At 37.5% G+C, this 19,137-nt stretch carries 18 protein-coding genes; all 18 read right to left on the bottom strand.

Annotation, left to right across the window (positions count from 1 at the left end; genetic code table 11):
- Positions 1 to 6 precede the first annotated feature (6 nt).
- The 18 genes from xerC to smc all read right to left on the bottom strand — a co-directional run bounded on the left by xerC (position 7) and on the right by smc (position 19,063).
- A complete protein-coding gene (gene xerC / locus BAQ48_RS25465; protein WP_071713234.1) occupies positions 7 to 906 on the bottom strand; it encodes a tyrosine recombinase XerC in 900 nt (299 codons plus the stop codon).
- 65 nt (positions 907 to 971) lie between these two features.
- Positions 972 to 2,276, bottom strand: a complete 1,305-nt coding sequence (trmFO, locus tag BAQ48_RS25460) for an FADH(2)-oxidizing methylenetetrahydrofolate--tRNA-(uracil(54)-C(5))-methyltransferase TrmFO (protein WP_000213004.1) — start codon at positions 2,274 to 2,276, stop codon at positions 972 to 974.
- A gap of 50 nt (positions 2,277 to 2,326) precedes the next feature.
- A complete protein-coding gene (gene topA / locus BAQ48_RS25455; RefSeq protein WP_071713233.1) occupies positions 2,327 to 4,405 on the bottom strand; it encodes a type I DNA topoisomerase in 2,079 nt (692 codons plus the stop codon).
- A 144-nt stretch (positions 4,406 to 4,549) separates the two neighbouring features.
- The gene (gene dprA / locus BAQ48_RS25450; RefSeq protein ID WP_071713232.1) at positions 4,550 to 5,419 is read right to left on the bottom strand and encodes a DNA-processing protein DprA; all 870 of its coding nucleotides are present in this window, start codon (positions 5,417 to 5,419) and stop codon (positions 4,550 to 4,552) included.
- 87 nt (positions 5,420 to 5,506) lie between these two features.
- Positions 5,507 to 6,409, bottom strand: coding sequence for a succinate--CoA ligase subunit alpha (sucD, locus tag BAQ48_RS25445; RefSeq protein WP_000115179.1), 903 nt, complete (start codon positions 6,407 to 6,409; stop codon positions 5,507 to 5,509).
- Positions 6,410 to 6,428: 19 nt separating this feature from the next.
- Positions 6,429 to 7,589, bottom strand: coding sequence for an ADP-forming succinate--CoA ligase subunit beta (gene sucC, locus BAQ48_RS25440; RefSeq protein ID WP_001020788.1), 1,161 nt, complete (start codon positions 7,587 to 7,589; stop codon positions 6,429 to 6,431).
- A 193-nt stretch (positions 7,590 to 7,782) separates the two neighbouring features.
- A complete protein-coding gene (locus BAQ48_RS25435; RefSeq protein ID WP_071713231.1) occupies positions 7,783 to 8,556 on the bottom strand; it encodes a ribonuclease HII in 774 nt (257 codons plus the stop codon).
- Between the two features lie 55 nt (positions 8,557 to 8,611).
- On the bottom strand, positions 8,612 to 9,502 hold the full coding sequence (gene ylqF / locus BAQ48_RS25430; RefSeq protein ID WP_000236694.1) for a ribosome biogenesis GTPase YlqF: 891 nt from the start codon (positions 9,500 to 9,502) through the stop codon (positions 8,612 to 8,614).
- A 30-nt stretch (positions 9,503 to 9,532) separates the two neighbouring features.
- Positions 9,533 to 10,084 (bottom strand): signal peptidase I, encoded by a 552-nt coding sequence (lepB, locus tag BAQ48_RS25425; RefSeq protein WP_071713230.1) that lies wholly within the window; start codon positions 10,082 to 10,084, stop codon positions 9,533 to 9,535.
- Between the two features lie 101 nt (positions 10,085 to 10,185).
- On the bottom strand, positions 10,186 to 10,530 hold the full coding sequence (rplS, locus tag BAQ48_RS25420; RefSeq protein WP_001186515.1) for a 50S ribosomal protein L19: 345 nt from the start codon (positions 10,528 to 10,530) through the stop codon (positions 10,186 to 10,188).
- Between the two features lie 146 nt (positions 10,531 to 10,676).
- Complete coding sequence (gene trmD / locus BAQ48_RS25415; protein WP_071713229.1) at positions 10,677 to 11,411, bottom strand: tRNA (guanosine(37)-N1)-methyltransferase TrmD; 735 nt, start codon at positions 11,409 to 11,411, stop codon at positions 10,677 to 10,679.
- Complete coding sequence (rimM, locus tag BAQ48_RS25410) at positions 11,411 to 11,926, bottom strand: ribosome maturation factor RimM (RefSeq protein ID WP_000170275.1); 516 nt, start codon at positions 11,924 to 11,926, stop codon at positions 11,411 to 11,413. The genes trmD and rimM overlap by 1 nt, the downstream gene beginning before the upstream one ends.
- Positions 11,927 to 12,046: 120 nt before the next feature.
- On the bottom strand, positions 12,047 to 12,274 hold the full coding sequence (locus BAQ48_RS25405) for a KH domain-containing protein (protein ID WP_000737393.1): 228 nt from the start codon (positions 12,272 to 12,274) through the stop codon (positions 12,047 to 12,049).
- 14 nt (positions 12,275 to 12,288) lie between these two features.
- Positions 12,289 to 12,561: a 30S ribosomal protein S16 gene (gene rpsP / locus BAQ48_RS25400; protein ID WP_000268750.1), complete on the bottom strand. Its 273-nt coding sequence runs from the start codon at positions 12,559 to 12,561 to the stop codon at positions 12,289 to 12,291.
- Positions 12,562 to 12,661: 100 nt separating this feature from the next.
- Positions 12,662 to 14,011 (bottom strand): signal recognition particle protein, encoded by a 1,350-nt coding sequence (gene ffh / locus BAQ48_RS25395; protein ID WP_000863460.1) that lies wholly within the window; start codon positions 14,009 to 14,011, stop codon positions 12,662 to 12,664.
- 12 nt (positions 14,012 to 14,023) lie between these two features.
- On the bottom strand, positions 14,024 to 14,356 hold the full coding sequence (locus BAQ48_RS25390; RefSeq protein ID WP_000891061.1) for a putative DNA-binding protein: 333 nt from the start codon (positions 14,354 to 14,356) through the stop codon (positions 14,024 to 14,026).
- Between the two features lie 133 nt (positions 14,357 to 14,489).
- Entirely contained in the window at positions 14,490 to 15,479 is a 990-nt protein-coding gene (ftsY, locus tag BAQ48_RS25385; RefSeq protein ID WP_000007653.1) for a signal recognition particle-docking protein FtsY, read from the bottom strand.
- Between the two features lie 14 nt (positions 15,480 to 15,493).
- Complete coding sequence (gene smc, locus BAQ48_RS25380) at positions 15,494 to 19,063, bottom strand: chromosome segregation protein SMC (protein ID WP_071713228.1); 3,570 nt, start codon at positions 19,061 to 19,063, stop codon at positions 15,494 to 15,496.
- Positions 19,064 to 19,137 lie beyond the last annotated feature (74 nt).

The raw sequence follows: 19,137 nt of genomic DNA, 5'->3' as shown, positions 1-19,137 counted from the left end.
AGCAATTTATGCCCGCGGGTGATGCTTCATGTAAACAGAACGTAATCTTTCTTTAGAAACATGCGTGTAAATTTGTGTCGTCGACAAATTTTCATGACCTAACAGCTCCTGTACAGTACGTAAATCCGCCCCTTCATCTAACATATGTGTAGCAAATGTATGCCTTAACATATGAGGACTTATCCGCATTGTCAATGAAGCCTTCTTAATGAGTTCGTTTAATACATAACGTACACCACGGCTCGTTAGCGGCGTTCCTTTCGCATTTAAAAATACCATATGAGAGTGTTCTTCAGTCTTGTTCGCTAACTGTTTTCTTCCGTTCTCTATATAAGTAATTAAAGCATCTTGTGCATAGCTTCCGAACGGAATATACCTTTGTTTTTTTCCTTTTCCCATCACTAAAATTGTTCCCACTGCGAAGTCAATATCGGTAAGTTGTAAATTGATACATTCACTCACACGGATCCCAGTCCCATACATCAACTCTAATAATGCTTGATTCCTTTGACCTAGCGGTGTCTCTGTATCAGAAACTTCGAATAATTCCTCTAATTCTTCAGCATATAAAAACTTTGGGATTGACAATTCTTTTTTGGGGAGTGACGCAAGTGCAAACGGGTTATCTGTCCGATAACCTTCACGCATCAAAAAACGATATAAACTTCGTAAGCTTGATACTTTTCTTGCGACAGATTTACGGGCTAACTTTTCATCGTGCAACGTCGTTAAGTACAAACGAACATCCGCGTATGTAACATCTAAAAAAGAGGATATACCTTCTCGCTCCATAAATTGCACAAAATGTTCTAAATCATTTTGATAACTTGCAATTGTATATTTTGAATAATTTCTTTCAATTTGTAAATATCCAACGAATAATTGTAACAAATTCTCCACATTCACATAATTCACCTCAATAAAGGCTACTAAATCGTATCACAACTTAGTAGCCTTTGCAAGATATTTAACTAAATATTTACAAAATTTTGAATTGTTTCTAAAGCGCGTGTAGCGTACGCTTCATTTCGTTCTGCTTTTCTTTTAATTTTCTTCTCTAACGGTGCAAATAGACCGAAGTTTGCATTCATTGGCTGGAAGTTTTTCGCATTTGTCGCTGTAATATAGTTCGCCATGCTTCCCATTGCAGTTACAGGTGGTAATACAACTGGCTCTTCACCTTTTACAAGTCGAGCAGCGTTAATACCCGCTAATAACCCTGACGCTGCCGATTCAACATATCCCTCTACACCCGTCATTTGACCTGCGAAGAATAAATCATCACGTTGTTTATATTGATATGTTGGACGAAGCAAGTTAGGTGAATTAATAAACGTATTACGATGCATTACACCGTAACGTACAATCTCTGCGTTTTCTAGCCCTGGAATTAGCTGTAATACTTCTTTTTGTGGTCCCCACTTTAAATGCGTTTGGAAACCTACAATATTGTATAACGTTCCTGCTGCATCATCTTGACGTAACTGAACAACAGCATATGGCGTCTTTCCTGTTTTCGGATCTTCTAATCCAACAGGCTTCATCGGTCCAAATACTAGCGTCTGTCTTCCTCTACTTGCCATAACTTCTACCGGCATACAACCTTCAAAGAAAATTTCTTTTTCAAATTCTTTTAAAGGCACTGTCTCAGCAGCAATTAAAGCTTCATAAAAACGGTCAAATTCTTCTTCTGTCATTGGACAGTTTAAATATGCTGCTTCACCTTTATCATAACGTGATTTTAAATATACTTTATTCATATCAATGCTGTCTTTTTCAACGATTGGCGCTGCAGCATCATAGAAGTAGAAATAATCTTCACCTGTTAGTTCCTTTAATTGTGCAGAAAGGTCAGGAGAAGTAAGTGGACCTGTTGCAATAATAGTTGGTCCTTCTGGAATTTCAGTGATTTCTTCATTCATAACAGTTACGTTTGGATGATTTTTCACATATTCAGTTACTTTCGCCGCAAATTCATGACGGTCTACAGCTAAAGCACCTCCAGCTGGTACAGAACACTCATCGGCTGCACGAATAATTACTGAATCCATTAAACGCATTTCTTCTTTAATAACTCCAACTGCATTTGTTAATGTGTTTGCACGAAGTGAGTTACTACATACTAATTCAGCGAATTTATCTGTGTGGTGAGCCGGTGTTTGCCTTACTGGTCTCATTTCGTATAATCTAACTTGAACGCCGCGTTTTGCAATTTGGTAAGCTGCTTCACTCCCTGCAAGACCTGCGCCAATGACGTTTACTACTTGTGTTGTCATATATATATCACCTTTCCTTTTCTTCCCGAAAAAAATGTGAGCAGTTACGCTCACATTTGTTGTTCTTCTTCATAATCGCACGAAATACATTGTACTTGCACGCCTTTTTTCAACTTTTTCTCTACAAGCATACCTTCGCACTTCGGACACTTACGGCCAATCGGCTTATCCCAAGATACAAAGTCGCATTCTGGATACGTACCGCATCCATAGAAAAGACGTTTCTTTTTATTACTACGGCGTTCAATAATTTGACCTTTATCACACTTCGGACAAGTAACACCGATTTCTTTCACAATCGGTTTTGTATTACGACAATCTGGGAAATTCGAGCAAGCCATAAATTTCCCGTATTTACCCATTTTAAAGACCATTGGGTGATCACACAATTCACAGTCTTCCCCAGCTGGTTCATCTTTAATTTCCACTTCACGCATTTCTTTTTCCGCTTTTTCTAGACGCGGTTCAAAGCCTACGTAGAAATCATCAACAATTTTTACCCAATTCGCATTTCCTTCTTCTACTTCATCAAGGCTCTGCTCCATATTGGCAGTAAATTCAATGTTAATAATTTCCGGGAAAAACTCTAAAATGAGTTCAATTACTATTTCACCAAGTTCAGTTGGAACGAAGCGTTTATTATCCAAGCCTACATATCCACGTTTTTGAATCGTTTCAAGTGTTGGCACATACGTAGATGGTCTTCCAATTCCAAGTTCTTCAAGTGTTCTTACTAAACGAGCTTCTGTATAACGCGGCGGAGGTTGTGTAAAATGCTGCTTCGGTTCTAAGTCCTTAGAAAATACAGTTTCCCCTACTTCTAAAGGCGGCAACATCTTATCCTTTTCTTCAGCCCCATCGTCTTTCGACTCTACATACACCTTCATAAATCCTGGGAACTTTACAACCGATCCACTAGCACGGAACTGAACATTGTTATTAATGAGTCTCGCTGTCACAGTATCCATTATAGCAGACGCCATTTGACTTGCAACAAATCGCTCCCAAATCAATTTATACAACCGAAGTTGGTCACGGCTTAAGAAACTTTTTAGTTCCTCTGGCTTTCTCATTACCGAAGTAGGACGAATCGCCTCATGCGCATCTTGCGCATTTGATTTTTTCGTTTCCTTCTTCTTTTCTGTTCCTATGTATTCCGTACCGAACGCCTCAGTGATGTAAGCACGAGCCTCTGTTTGAGCTGTTTCTGAGATACGTGTTGAGTCAGTTCTCATATACGTAATAAGACCTACAGTCCCTTGCTTTCCAAGATCTATCCCTTCATACAATTGCTGTGCAAGCATCATTGTTTTCTTTGCTCGCATATTTAACTTACGTGCAGCTTCTTGTTGCAAGGAAGATGTTGTAAATGGTAATGCAGGATTACGTTTGCGCTCTTTTCTCGTTACATTTTCAACTGAAAACGCATTATCTTTCATCTGTTCAATTATTTCATTCACTTGCGTTTCATTCGTTAATTGAACTTTCTCACCATCTACACCGTAAAAACTTGCTTCAAATGTGTCTTTCCCTTTCACAAATTCTGTCTTAATTGTCCAGAATTCTTCAGGTTCAAAGCTTTCAATTTCTCTTTCACGTTCGATAATTAAACGAACTGCTACAGATTGTACGCGTCCTGCACTTAATCCTTTTTTTACTTTCTTCCATAATAAAGGACTAATATTGTAACCAACAAGGCGATCAAGTATACGTCTTGCTTGTTGTGCATCTACTAAATCCATATTAATCGCACGCGGATGTTTAAATGATTCTTTGATTGCATCTTTTGTAATCTCATTAAACACAACTCGGCAATCTGATTCAACGTCCACATTTAGCGTATTTGCTAAATGCCAAGCAATTGCTTCCCCTTCGCGGTCTGGATCGGCCGCGAGATAGACTTTCTTTGCTTTTTTTGCCGCTGATTTTAAATCTTTTAAGACGGGACCTTTACCACGAATGGTAATATACTTCGGGGTGAAGTTATTCTTTACTTCTATCCCCATTTGACTTTTTGGCAAATCGCGAACGTGTCCCATAGACGCGACAACTTTGTATTTTTTTCCTAAATATTTCTCAATGGTCTTCGCCTTAGAAGGCGACTCCACGATTACGAGGTAATCTGACATGCTAGTGCCTCCTTAAGAGGTGGATTCAAGTCTTCATTAATCTTATTGATTTCTCTTGTTTTTGTCAATCAAGAATGAATATACCATACAGTGCCAATCTACCATTTGTCAATAATTGTTTAATAAAAACATAAAAATATAAGGTTAATTTAAAATCTCTTCTAAGATATCTTCTGCATTTCTTACTAGTTTTGCACCTTGTTGAATAAGATGATTTGTTCCCGATGCACCCTCTATAAATATAGGTCCAGGAAGCGCAAATACCTCTCTATTTTGCTCTAACGCAAGGTCCGCAGTAATAAGTGTTCCACTTCTCGATTTCGCTTCTACAACTAAAACCCCTTTACTTATACCACTAATAATCCGGTTCCTTTTTGGAAAATACCATTTTTTCGGTGCATAGTGCGGCGGATACTCTGTTAATAACAATATATATTCCTTCCAGGCCTCATATAAATGTCTATTTTCTTTCGGATACATATAAGATAATCCGTGTCCCAATACCGCAATAGTCGGGCAATACTGCTTTACTGTAATTTCATGAGAGATTGTATCTATCCCCCTTGCAAACCCGCTGACGATAAGCCACCCTCTTTCTAATAATGGATGTACAATAAACTTTAAACTCTCATGACCATATAAAGTCGGCTCTCTCGTTCCAACAATCGCTAGTTTATTTGTTTTTTTGAGGAAATTCTTTTCTCCTTTTCCATATAAAACAAAGGGAGGATCTTGTATTTCACGTAATAATTGTGGATAATCTTCATCCCATATAGTCAAATAAAAGACTCGATTTTTTTCTAAATAAGATATATATTGCGGTAGATTTGAAGTTTGAAGAAAATTTACTAATTCTGAAGATTTTTTCGAGGATATTCCTGTGTAGTGTTCCATTTGTTTTGAATTAAAAGTGTATATTTTTTTCAATTCTGGATCGACATATAGTAACCTTTCTATCGCCTTCCAATGGTCTGCTAGCATGTAATGAAGATGCAATAATCGTTCTCGTTTCATCTCACTTCTCCTTACCCATAATTTTTATTATGTAAACAGAAGAACTATAAAAAGACACCTCTAATAAGAAGGTGTCTTTCAAAAAGTTTAATAGTTTTTACAAGTCTCAAATAATCCCTTTTCTTTTAATACAGAGATTAATGTTTCACCCATAACAGCTGGTGTTTCTGCTACTTTAATACCACAAGCTTCCATTGTTTTAATCTTTTCTGCAGCAGTTCCTTTACCACCAGAAATGATTGCTCCAGCATGGCCCATACGTTTGCCTTCAGGCGCAGTTTGGCCACCAATGAAGCCTACAACAGGTTTTGTCATATTAGCTTTTACCCATTCAGCTGCTTCTTCTTCCGCTGTACCCCCGATTTCACCAATCATAATTACAGCATGTGTTTCTTCATCTTCATTAAATGCTTTTAACGCATCAATAAAGTCTGTACCGTTAACAGGGTCTCCGCCGATACCTACAGCAGTAGATTGACCAATACCTTCTTGTGTTAACTGATGTACAGCCTCATACGTTAATGTACCAGAGCGAGATACGATACCTACATGACCTTTTTTATGAATGTATCCTGGCATAATACCGATTTTACATTCATCAGGCGTAATAACACCTGGGCAGTTTGGTCCAAGTAAACGTGTATGTTTACCCGCCATATATCTCTTTACGTTTACCATATCTAATACAGGAATTCCTTCAGTAATACATACTACTAAATCAATTTCTGCATCAACTGCTTCCATAATTGCATCAGCCGCAAAAGCGGGTGGAACGTATACAACTGAAGCGTTTGCGCCTGTTGCCTTCACTGCATCTTCTACTGTATCAAATACTGGTACACCTTCAATATCAGTGCCACCTTTACCTGGTGTTACACCACCGACAATTTTCGTACCGTATTCAATCATTTGTTTTGTGTGGAATAACCCTTGAGAACCTGTAATACCTTGAACAATAACTTTTGTATCTTTATTAACTAATACGCTCATTTTTCTCCCCCGCTTTCTATTAGCCCACTAGTGAAACAATTTTTTGTGCACCGTCTGCCATAGATTCTGCTGCAACAATATTTAATCCAGACTCATTTAAAATTTTCTTACCTAACTCTACGTTTGTACCTTCAAGACGTACAACTAAAGGCAACTCAAGGCCAACTTGCTTCGTCGCTTCAATAACACCTTCTGCAATAACATCACACTTCATGATGCCACCAAAAATATTAACGAAGATACCTTTTACATTTTTGTCAGAAAGGATAATTTTGAATGCTTCTGTAACTTTTTCAGCTGTCGCACCGCCACCAACATCTAAGAAGTTAGCTGGATCACCATGGTAATGTTTAATGATATCCATTGTAGCCATCGCTAAACCTGCACCATTAACCATACAACCGATATTTCCATCTAATGGAATGTAGTTTAAGTCATATTTAGAAGCTTCAATTTCTTTTGCATCTTCTTCTTCAAGATCACGAAGTTCTAAAATGTCTTTATGGCGATATAAAGCATTAGAATCAAAGTTTAATTTCGCATCTAATGCCATAACTTTACCGTCACCTGTTGTAACAAGTGGATTAATCTCAGCGATAGAGCAATCCTTTTCGATAAACGCACGGTATAAGCCCATCATAAACTTCACAGCTTGTCCTACAAGCTCTTTTGGAATATTGATGTTAAATGCGATTCGGCGCGCTTGGAAGCCTTGTAAGCCTACTGCTGGATCAATATATTCTTTAAAGATTTTTTCAGGTGTTTTTTCTGCTACTTCCTCAATTTCTGTTCCGCCTTCTTCAGACGCCATTAAAACAACTTGAGAAGTTGCACGATCTAACACAAGACCTACATAATATTCTTTTTTAATATCGCAACCTTCTTCGATAAGTAAGCGTTTTACTTCCTTACCTTCAGGACCTGTTTGATGTGTTACAAGTGTAGTTCCTAAAATGCTCTCTGCATATGTACGAACTTCATCTAAATTTTTTGCAACTTTTACTCCGCCAGCTTTGCCGCGTCCACCAGCGTGAATTTGTGCTTTTACTACACATACATCCGTTCCTAATTCTTTCGCTGCTTCTACAGCTTCTTCTACTGTAAATGCAACCTTCCCGTTCGGAACGCTAACCCCATAGCTTCTAAGGACTGCCTTACCTTGGTACTCATGGATATTCATGGTCCCATCCTCCCCTGTTTTCCTGTTTTACTCGAAAAGTTTTTTAATGTTTAAAAAACATTACATTGCCATTGTATAAGATGATTGGCACGCTGTCTACAATAAAGTGTCAGAAAACTGAAATCGCTTTATTCTTTTTTGAAAATAGTAATGTTTATATGTCAAAATAAAAAATAAGCTGCGTTTTCGCAGCTTATTTTTGAATCATATCTTTAATAGGTGCAAACGATTTTCGATGTTCCTCTAACACTCCATGTGCTTCAATCGCTTCTAAATGTTGTTTTGTTCCATATCCCATATGTTGTTCAAATCCATATGCAGGATACTTTCCTCCAAGCTCTTTCATCATACGATCTCTCGTTACTTTCGCAATAATAGATGCAGCTGAAATAGAAATACTTTTAGCATCACCTTTAATGATCGATGTTTGCGGAATTGGTGTAGGGAGTTTCATCGCATCAATTAATAAATATTGTGGTGTACAAGATAAATTCGCAACAGCATCTAACATCGCTTGTTTCGTCGCTTGATAAATATTTATTTCATCAATAACTTGTGGTGATACAATTCCAACTCCAATTGCAATGGCTTGCGCTTTGATTTCATCATAAAAACGCTCTCGCTTCGCCTCACTCAGCTTTTTCGAGTCATTTAAACCTGGAATATAAAAATCTTCCGGAAGGACAACAGCCGCTGTCACAACAGGCCCAGCTAACGGTCCACGCCCCACTTCATCAATACCTGCGATATATGCGAGACCTTTTTCACGTAATGCATTTTCGTACTTTGACATTTCCAGAAATTTTTCTCTTTCCTTTTGTGCTAATTCTTTTTGTTTATACCACTTCAAAATTAGTTTTTGAATCCCTTTTCGCTCATCCTTCAATAGCAATTGAAAATGCTCATCTTCTTCACTTATAATTTCTTGTAGTATATTTTCCGCTTCTTGTATAGTCATTTTTTGCATCCTTTTACACTCCCTTTAAATGTATCCAAAAAGAAAAGACGCACAAACGCACGTCTTATACTTCTTCTATTTTTTCTACATCTTCTATCTGCTCTGCAAACTCTTCTGGTGTTTCAAACGTCATTTTTCCAAGTTTGCCACCACGAAGCTCACGAAGCACAAGCTCAGATGTTTTATCATAATCAATCATTCCGCCGCCCATTAAACAGCCTCTATTTTTTCCAACTGCATCGAATAACTCCACAATATCTTCTGGAATGTCATTTAAATTATATCGCTCTTTCAAACGTTCTGGGTAATGCTTCTCCATAAAACGGAATGCGTAAACAGCTACATCTTGCAAATTTAAAATGGAATCTTTAATTGCTCCCGTTGTCGCTAAACGAAGACCCACTAACTCATCTTCAAATTTAGGCCATAGAATACCTGGCGTATCTAACAATTCCATTTCCTTCCCAACTTTAATCCATTGTTGAGCTGTTGTCACACCTGGACGATCACCTGTTTTAGCAATATTTTTCTTCGCCAATTTATTAATTAACGTAGATTTACCAACATTCGGTATCCCTACAATCAATGCACGAATCGCTCTCGGTCTAATACCTTTAGCAACCATTTTATCAAACTTTTCTTTAACCAACACTTTACAAGCCGCTGCAATTTCCTTCATACCTTGTCCAGCTTGTGCGTTAATCGAAATTGCCATATGACCTTTTTCTTTAAAATATGCGATCCATTGTTTCGTTAAACGATCATCTGCCATATCTGCTTTATTTAAAACAACAAGCCTCGGTTTATGCGTAATAATCTCATCGATCATTGGATTTCGAGATGATAAAGGTAATCGAGCATCTACAAGCTCAATTACAACATCAATTAACTTTAATTTTTCTGTTACTTGGCGTCTAGCCTTTGCCATATGTCCCGGGAACCATTGAATTACCATGTTGCCACCTTCTTTTTCTTTTCTTTTATTTTATTTCACAATACGAGCATCTTTTAACGGCCAATATAGCATATTTGCTTTACCAATCACTTGATCCATTGAAATAGTTCCAATTGAACGGCTATCTTTACTAAAACGACGATTATCGCCCAAAACAAATAATTGACCTTCTGGAACAGTTTTCTTCCCTGTCATTTCTTCAAGAGTAAAATCATATGTAAGCGGTCCGTCAGCAATTTGTTTTTTCTGCTTGTCTAAATACGGCTCCTCATAAGCCTTTCCGTTAACATATAGTTTATCATTACGATACTCTATTTCATCGCCTGGTAGGCCAATAATACGCTTAATATAGTCCTTATCTTCCGTTGCTCGGAATACGATAATGTCAAATCGTTTCGGATCTCCTATGTGATAACCAATTTTATTGACAATCATTCGATCACGATCGTGTAAAGTAGATGCCATCGATACTCCATCTACGAGAATTGGTGCAAAGAAAAACTGTCTAATAACGCCCGCTAATACAACAGCAATCAAAATTGCCTTGATCCATTCCCAAAGTGAACTCTTTTCTTTCTTCATGTATTTCCCCTCCACGGTTATGTAAGCTGCTCGTATTATATCAAAATTTTATATAGATTGGAAAAAGGGAGCTTGCGCATTTACAAGCTCCCATACATGTCTTATCGAATTTCTTTAATACGTGCTTTTTTACCGCGAAGGTTACGTAAGTAGTATAACTTAGCACGACGTACTTTACCACGGCGAAGTACTTCGATTTTCGCGATTCTTGGCGTGTGAATTGGGAATGTACGCTCAACACCTACACCGTAAGAAATTTTACGAACTGTGAATGTTTCACTGATTCCGCCACCACGACGTTTAATTACAACACCTTCGAAAAGCTGAATTCTTTCACGAGTTCCCTCAACTACTTTTACGTGTACACGTAAAGTGTCTCCAGGACGGAATGAAGGAAGGTCAGTTTTTAATTGGCCTTTTGTAATTTCTGCGATTAATTGTTGCATATTAAATTCTCTCCTTTAAACAGATGCTCTTATAAAGTCTTAATAAATTACAGCGGAACACCGTTAATACGGCTACTGATTTCAGTAGCACAAATGTTATAATAGCATATTGCTAGGACTGTTGCAATAGAAAATATATCAAGCCCTTATCGGCCTTCTTTAATTTGTTCTAGCCATTTCTTTTCTTGTTTAGATAATTCTCGTTCTTCCAGTAAGTCCGGTCTACGTGTATACGTACGACGCAAGGACTCTTTATGGCGCCATTCATCAATATTTTTATGATTTCCTGACATTAGTACATCCGGCACCTTCATCCCACGAAAATCAGCTGGACGTGTATAATGCGGATGTTCTAACAAACCTGTACTAAACGAATCCTCCACTTGCGAGGCATGGTTTCCTAGTACTCCTGGCAATAGACGTACGACACTATCAGTAATAACCATAGAGGCCAATTCTCCGCCAGTTAATACGTAATCACCAATAGAAATTTCATCTGTTACGAGATGTTCACGAATTCGTTCGTCATATCCTTCATAATGCCCACATACAAAGATTAGATGTTCTTCCTCTGCAAGCTCTTCCGCTTTCTTCTGAGTAAACCTTTCTCCTTGCGGACACATTAAGACAACTCTCGGCTTACGCTCTGTTTCTTTCGTTAAATCTTCCACCGCATCAAAGATAGGTTGCGGCGTTAACACCATCCCAGCGCCTCCACCATACGGATAGTCATCTACACTATTATGCTTACTAGTCGTATAATCACGGAAATTGACAACACGAAGCTCTACAGCTTCTTTTTCTTGTGCTTTCTTTAAAATTGAAGATCCAAACACACCCGTAAACATATCTGGAAACAACGTTAAAATATCAATTTTCATTATAGCAATCCTTCCATTACATGAATGGTTACTAATTTATTTTCGATATTAACTTGAAGTACAACGTCATCGATATAAGGAATTAAAAGGTCTTGACCCTTTGGACGTTTAATTACCCAAACATCATTTGCACCAGGAGATAGAATCTCTTTGATTGTCCCTAGCGCTTCTCCTTCTTCTGTCACAACACTGCAACCGATAATTTCATGGTAGTAGTATTCACCTTCAGCTAATTCGCCTAACTGCTCTTCTGGTACTTTTATTAAAGAACCTTTAAGCTTCTCAACTTCATCTACATTGTTGTATCCTTCAAGTGTTAATAAATCAAATGTCTTATGTTGACGATGAGAAGTTACCTTTACCGGAAGATAGTCTGTATCTTTTTCATTCGATATGTATAACGTGTTTCCTACTTTATATCGCTCTTCCGGAAAATCAGTACGAGAAATAACTCGGATTTCTCCTCTTACGCCATGCGTATTTACAATTTTCCCTACGTTAAACCATTTTGTCATAAATAGTATGTCACCCCTGGTTTCTATATAAATTAAGCATCTCCATTTCACATATGGAACATGCAATCTCTCTTTAAATGTTAAAAAAGGGAGAGGAATAACTCCTCGCCCTTTTTACGTTTATTGAATTTCCAGTGTTACTTTTTCATCATTATGATGTCCCACTGAATACAAGAGCATTCGAATCGCTTTCGCAACTCGCCCTTGCTTTCCAATGACTTTTCCAACATCCTCAGGATGTACAGTTAATCGATACTTTATCTCTCCGTTGCAAAGTTCCTGTGTAACTTTTACATCTTCAGGATGATCGACAAGAGGCTTGACAATCGTCTCGACTAACTTCTTCATAGTCATTGCCTCAATTACTTACCTTGTTTAGATAAGTGGAATTTCTCCATGATACCTTGGTTAGAGAATAAGTTACGAACTGTATCAGATGGTTTAGCACCATTTCCTAACCATTTTAATGCTGCTTCTTCGTTGATCTTAACTTCAGCTGGTTGAGCAACCGGATTGTAAGTACCGATTTCCTCAATGAAACGTCCGTCACGAGGAGAACGAGAATCTGCAACAACTACACGATAGAAAGGAGTTTTTTTAGCTCCCATACGTTTTAAACGAATTTTAACTGCCATTTATAAAGCACCTCCGAATTTATTTCACACAGATAATTATATTAGCAAAAAGACTATTGCTTTGTAAAGTATTTTTTCTTAACAGAGCCATCTTTTTTCCTTACATGAATGGAAACTTCAATCCACCTAGTCCTTTTTTCTTACCTTTTTGCATTCCAGTCATCGTTTTCATCATCTTTTTCATATCATCAAATTGCTTGATTAAACGATTGATTTCTTGTACCGTTGTACCGCTACCTTTGGCAATGCGTTTTTTACGACTAGCATTGATTATTTCCGGTTGTTCTCGCTCTAATTTAGTCATAGAACGAATAATTGCTTCAATATGCCCAATTTGCTTTTCATCAACTTGCGCATTTTTCAGCCCTTTAATTTTATTTGCACCAGGAAGCATTCCTAACAATTCGTCAAGCGGTCCAAGTTGACGCACTTGTCCAAGTTGTTCTAGGAAATCGTCAAGCGTAAACGAAAGCGTACGCATTTTTTGCTCAAGTTCTTTTGCTTTCTCTTCATCAACTGTAGCTTGCGCTTTTTCAATTAATGTTAAGACGTCTCCCATCCCTAAAATACGGGATGCCATACGTTCTGGATGGAACGCTTCAATCGCATCTAGTTTTTCACCCATACCAGCAAATTTAATTGGTGTGTTTGTTACAGCTTTAATAGATAATGCAGCACCACCGCGCGTATCACCATCTAATTTCGTTAATACAACACCTGTTAAACCTAACTGTTCATGGAAACTTTGTGCAACATTTACCGCGTCTTGTCCCGTCATCGCATCGACAACAAGGAAAATTTCATCCGGTTTCGCAACTTCTTTCACTTTCGCTAATTCATCCATTAGTTCTTCATCAATATGCAGGCGACCTGCTGTATCGATTAAAACATAATCGTGATGATCTTCTTTTGCTTTTGCAATCGCTTGTTTCGCAATTTCAACAGGACTTACTTGATCTCCTAAAGAGAATACAGGCATGTCCAATTGCTTCCCTAATGTTTCAAGCTGTTTAATAGCTGCTGGACGATAAATATCAGCTGCAACAAGCATCGGTTTACGATTATGCTTTTTACGAAGCAAATTCGCAAGCTTACCTGTCGTCGTTGTTTTACCCGCACCTTGCAGACCAACCATCATTATAACAGTCGGTGGCTTATTAGCAACAGCAATTTTGCTTTGCTCTCCGCCCATAAGTTCTGTAAGTTCTTCCTGTACGACTTTAATTACTTGTTGTCCAGGTGTCAAACTTTTCATTACATCTTGTCCGACAGCACGTTCAGACACACGCTTTACAAAATCTTTTACTACTTTAAAGTTAACGTCCGCTTCTAAAAGAGCTAGACGAACTTCTCTCATCATTTCTTTCACATCGGCTTCAGAAACTTTTCCTTTGCCGCGGATTTTTTGCATTGTCTGTTGAAGTCGGTCGGCTAATCCTTCAAATGCCATATTGCCGCCCTCCTAATCTAATTTTTCGATAGCTTCAACAACTTGTTTCATTTCTTCATTCACATGCTCTTCTTCGCTGATTAGCTGTTTTAGCTTTGCAACAAGTCGCTGTCGCTCTTGAAACTTTTGAAGTAATACTAATTTATCTTCATATTCTTCAAGCATCGCTTCAGTCCGTTTAATGTTATCATACACGGCTTGGCGACTTACATCAAATTCTTCCGCAATTTCACCAAGAGATAAATCATCTAGATAATAAAGCGACATATAACTTCTTTGTTTTTGCGTTAACAACGATTGATAAAAATCAAATAAATAGTTCATTCTCGTTGTTTTTTCGAGCATGTTGGATCATCCTTTGTTAAGTGATTTCCCTTTACATGAATTAGTTTACATGGAGTACAAAAGAGTGTCAAGTTTTTTTCTTAACATCACATTTTTTTATAGAAAAAGAAGCGGAAAATACCGCTTCTTTCGCTTATACTTCTTCTGTTTCTACTAAGTTCGCAAATAAACCATACACATATTGTTCCGGATCGAACTGTTGCAGATCATCCATTTGCTCTCCTAATCCAACGAATTTCACCGGTACATCCATTTCGTTACGAATCGCTAGTACAATACCACCTTTAGCAGTTCCATCTAACTTCGTTAAAACAATACCAGTAACATTCGTTGCTTCACGGAATGTTTTCGCTTGACTTAAACCGTTTTGCCCTGTTGTTGCATCAATAACAAGTAATACTTCATGAGGAGCTCCTGGTACTTCGCGCTCAATTACACGCTTTACTTTCTCTAACTCTTTCATTAAGTTCACTTTATTTTGTAAACGTCCTGCTGTATCACATAGTAATACGTCTACTTTACGTGCTTTTGCAGCTTGAACAGCATCATACATAACCGCTGCTGGATCAGACCCTGATCCTTGTTTAATCACTTCTACACCAACGCGATCGCCCCATACTTCTAATTGTTCAATCGCTCCAGCACGGAATGTATCTCCTGCCGCTAATAAGACAGACTTTCCTTCTGATTTAAATTTATGTGCTAACTTACCAATTGTCGTTGTTTTCCCTACACCGTTAACACCAACAAATAAAACAACTGTTAATTGATCTTCTTGTATATTAACTTCATTACTAAAATCGCTGTCACCTTTATAAATTCCTACTAACTTTTCTGAAATAACAGCCTGTACTTCTTTCGGATCTTGAATGTTACGACGTTGTACTTCTTCTTTCAACTGATCAATTAATTCCATTACTGTCGAAACTCCGACATCGGCACTAATTAAGATTTCTTCTAATTCCTCAAAGAAATCTTCGTCTATTTTGCGATAACGATACACTAAATCATTTACTTTATCGGCAAATGAATTTCTTGTTTTTTCCAAACCTTGTTTAAACTTCTCTGTTACCGTATCTGTTTGTTTAGAAATTTTTTCTTTTAATTTTTTAAAAAAGCTCATACTTCCCATCCTTCCTATTTACTTGCCACTAGTTCTTCTCCATCATCTAAGCGAACCGAAACAAGTTTAGATACCCCTGATTCTTGCATTGTTACACCATACAATACGTCAGACTCTTCCATTGTACCTTTTCTATGTGTAATTACAATAAACTGCGTCTCATCACTAAACTTCTTTAAATACTGTGCAAAGCGGGCAACATTTGCCTCATCTAGAGCCGCCTCTACCTCATCTAGTACACAGAATGGTACTGGGCGCACTTTTAAAATACCAAATAAAAGCGCAATCGCTGTTAAAGCACGCTCTCCACCTGAAAGTAAACCTAAGTTCTGCAGTTTCTTCCCTGGCGGTTGCGCTACAATATCAATACCCGTATTTAATAAGTCATCTGGATTCGTCATTACTAAATCCGCTCTACCGCCTCCAAATAATTCAGAGAATACCGATTGAAACTCCATTCGAATTCCTTCAAATGTAGTAGAAAAGCGTTTTTTCATTTCTTCATCCATTTCAGTAATAAGTTGGTGCAATGTCGTTTTCGCTTCTTCTAGATCATCTTTTTGCTCTAGTAAGAATGTATGACGCTCTGCTACACGCTCATACTCATCAATCGCCCCTAAGTTTACTGTACCTAGCTCTTCGATAGATAGTTTAATTAGCTTCACCTTTTTACGTGCATCCTCAGCAGGCATCATCATTGTATACTTCAGTTTTGCCGCTTCAAATGAAATCGTATATGTTTCACGTAAATGTTGTAATCTATTTTCTAACTCTACATCAAGCCGATTTATTTTTACTTCTTGATCTTTCAACATCTCAAGAATGTATTTATGTTTACCTGTTGTTTCTTTCAAATTACGCTCTAAATGTTCTACTCTCTCTTGTAACGATACACGTTGTTCACGACGAGAGCGGATCAACTCTGAAGTTTGATTACGATCATATGCTTTCTTCTCAATCATATTCGTAATTTGCTCTTCACCACTTGAATTCGATGTCATTTCTTGTTTTAAGAACGCTAAATCCTCTTTCGTTTTGACAAGTGTCGCATCCGTTTCTTCTTTTTCTTTCGTCAATCGTTCAACTTTTTCTTTTTGATTAGATAAGCGCTGTTGCTTTTCAGCCGCTAACACTTTTAACTCAGTCATTTCTTTTTGAACTTTTTCTTTCGAAGAATGTTGCTCACTTTTTTGTTTTGTTAAAGCGGTAATTTTACTATCTAACTCAGTAATATCAGCTTGAAGATTCGTTAAAATTCCTTCTAATTCCTCTTTACGCCCTTGCATTTTCACTCGATCTTGTAAGAATCCTTCAATCTCTAAATCATAAATAGATAAGCGATCGTTAATACGATGTTCTTCTAATTCTAAACGATTAATTTCTTCTCTTAATCTCTGCTCATCTACACGCTCAGCTTCTACACCTTGTCTTAGTTCGCGTATTTTCACTTCTTTTTCTTGAATTTCTTGTTTTACTGCTTTAACAAAGTTTTCTAACTTCGTTGTTTTTTCTTCCATATCAGTTAACTTGTTAGTCCACTCTTCCAGTTCACGTTGGCGTCCCAATAAAGAAGATTTCGCTTGTTTTACCGCTCCACCCGTCATAGAACCACCAGGGTTCACTACATCACCTTCGATCGTTACAATGCGATAACGGTATTGTAGTTGTTTCGCTAACTCATTTGCTCCGCGTAAATCTTTCGCAACAATAACCGTACCTAATAAATTCGAAACTACATTTTCATATTTATTGTTGTACTGAACAAGTTCTGCCGCCACACCAACAAACGATGGGTGTTGATTTACGATACGTAATTGCTCAAATGATAACGATCTACTTTTAATAACAGCTTGTGGTAAAAACGTTGCTCGTCCATGTTTATTTTGCTTTAAAAACGAAATCGCATTACGAGCATGTTCTTCAGTTTGCACTACGATATGTTGCATAGCTGCACCTAAAGCGATTTCCATTGCGATTTCATATTCTTTCGGTACAGTCAGAAGTTCTGCAACAGCTCCCTCGACACCTTGCAATCTATTCTCTCTAGCTTTTAATACTTCACGTACCCCTTGATAGAAACCAGAGTAATCTTCTTGCATCTCTTCTAACATTTCTTTTCGAGAACGTGCCTGTTGTACAAATTGATACGCTTGATATAGTTTCGTTTCATTTTCACTATACTGCGCCTTACATTTCCCTAGCGCCGTTTCCGTCTTCTGTATGTTCGAAAGAATACCAGCTACTTTTTCTTTCACTTGTTCGTAACTTTCTACAAGTTTCGTCTTTTTCGCTGTAATTTCCATACGCATCTCTACATATTTCGCGTTTTCTTCATCAAGACGTTCATTTTTAGAGCTCTGCTGTTTAGATTGTTCTTCAATCATAGATAACTCATTACGATGACTAGCTTGGTGATTTAAAAGTTCAATATAATCACCTTTTAAATTCTCAATTTGTTCCTCTAAATTGTCAGCGAAAGTTGCAAGCAATAGCTCATTATCATGCAATTTTTTCTCTAACTCTTTTACTTGATCTACAAATTGCATCAAAACTTCTGTACTCGATTCAATTTCACCATCATAACTTTTAGCTTTTTCTGTTAATTCAACAATTAACTGTTCGAGTTGCGCACAATGCGTTGTTGCATTTTGCTTTCTCTCTTTTAATAACTCACGCTGTCCTTCTAGTTTTTCTAGCTCTTTACTAGAAAGAAGCAGTACCTCTTGTAAGGAATCTACAGACTCATCTACCGCTTGTAATTGTCCTCGTAATTCCTCAAGCTCTTCTTCACCTTTTTGTAAATTCGTTGACATTTTAGCTTCTTCGTTTTTATTATGCCCAAACTGATTTCGAAGCGCTTCCCATTTCTCATGTAATTCTTCAATTTCATGTACAATAAGTGCTGCTTCTACTTTCTCTAATTCTTCTTTTTTCTCGAGATAATCTTTCGCAATAGAGGCTTGTCTTTCTAAAGGTTCTACTTGACTACTTAATTCGTGAATTATATCTTGTACACGATTTAAGTTTTCTTGTGTGTCTGCTAATTTGCCTTCAGCTTTCTTTTTACGAAGTTTGTATTTCAGCACACCTGCAGCTTCCTCAAATACACCGCGACGCTCTTCTGATTTACTACTTAAAATCTCTTCAACTTTCCCCTGGCTAATAATCGAAAAAGCTTCTCTTCCCATACCAGAGTCCATAAATAAATCAATAATATCTTTTAATCTACATGATTGTTTATTAATATAAAAATCACTATCACCCGAACGAGATACACGGCGCGTTACACATACCTCATTATATTCAATTGGCAAACGTTGATCTTCATTATTTAAAGTTATTGTTACTTCAGCAACATTAACTGCTCTTCTCGTATCACTGCCCGCAAAAATAATATCCTCCATCTTTGCACCACGTAATGATTTTGCAGATTGTTCACCAAGTACCCAGCGAATTGCATCCGTAATATTACTTTTTCCACTCCCATTAGGTCCTACTACAGAAGTTACACCTGGAACGAAATCGACAGATACACGCTCAGCAAAAGATTTAAATCCTGCTATTTCTAATCTCTTTAAAAACACGAAAGGCCTTCCTCCTATTCTCCGTTGTTATAAATGCCGTCTGCATACAAACGGGCCATTATACGGATTTCCCT

Origin of the sequence: Bacillus luti (assembly GCF_001884105.1) — a bacterium.
Lineage (GTDB): Bacteria > Bacillota > Bacilli > Bacillales > Bacillaceae_G > Bacillus_A > Bacillus_A luti.
The sequence above is the reverse complement of the archived record's forward strand: the minus strand, read 5'-3'. Positions and strand labels throughout refer to the sequence as shown.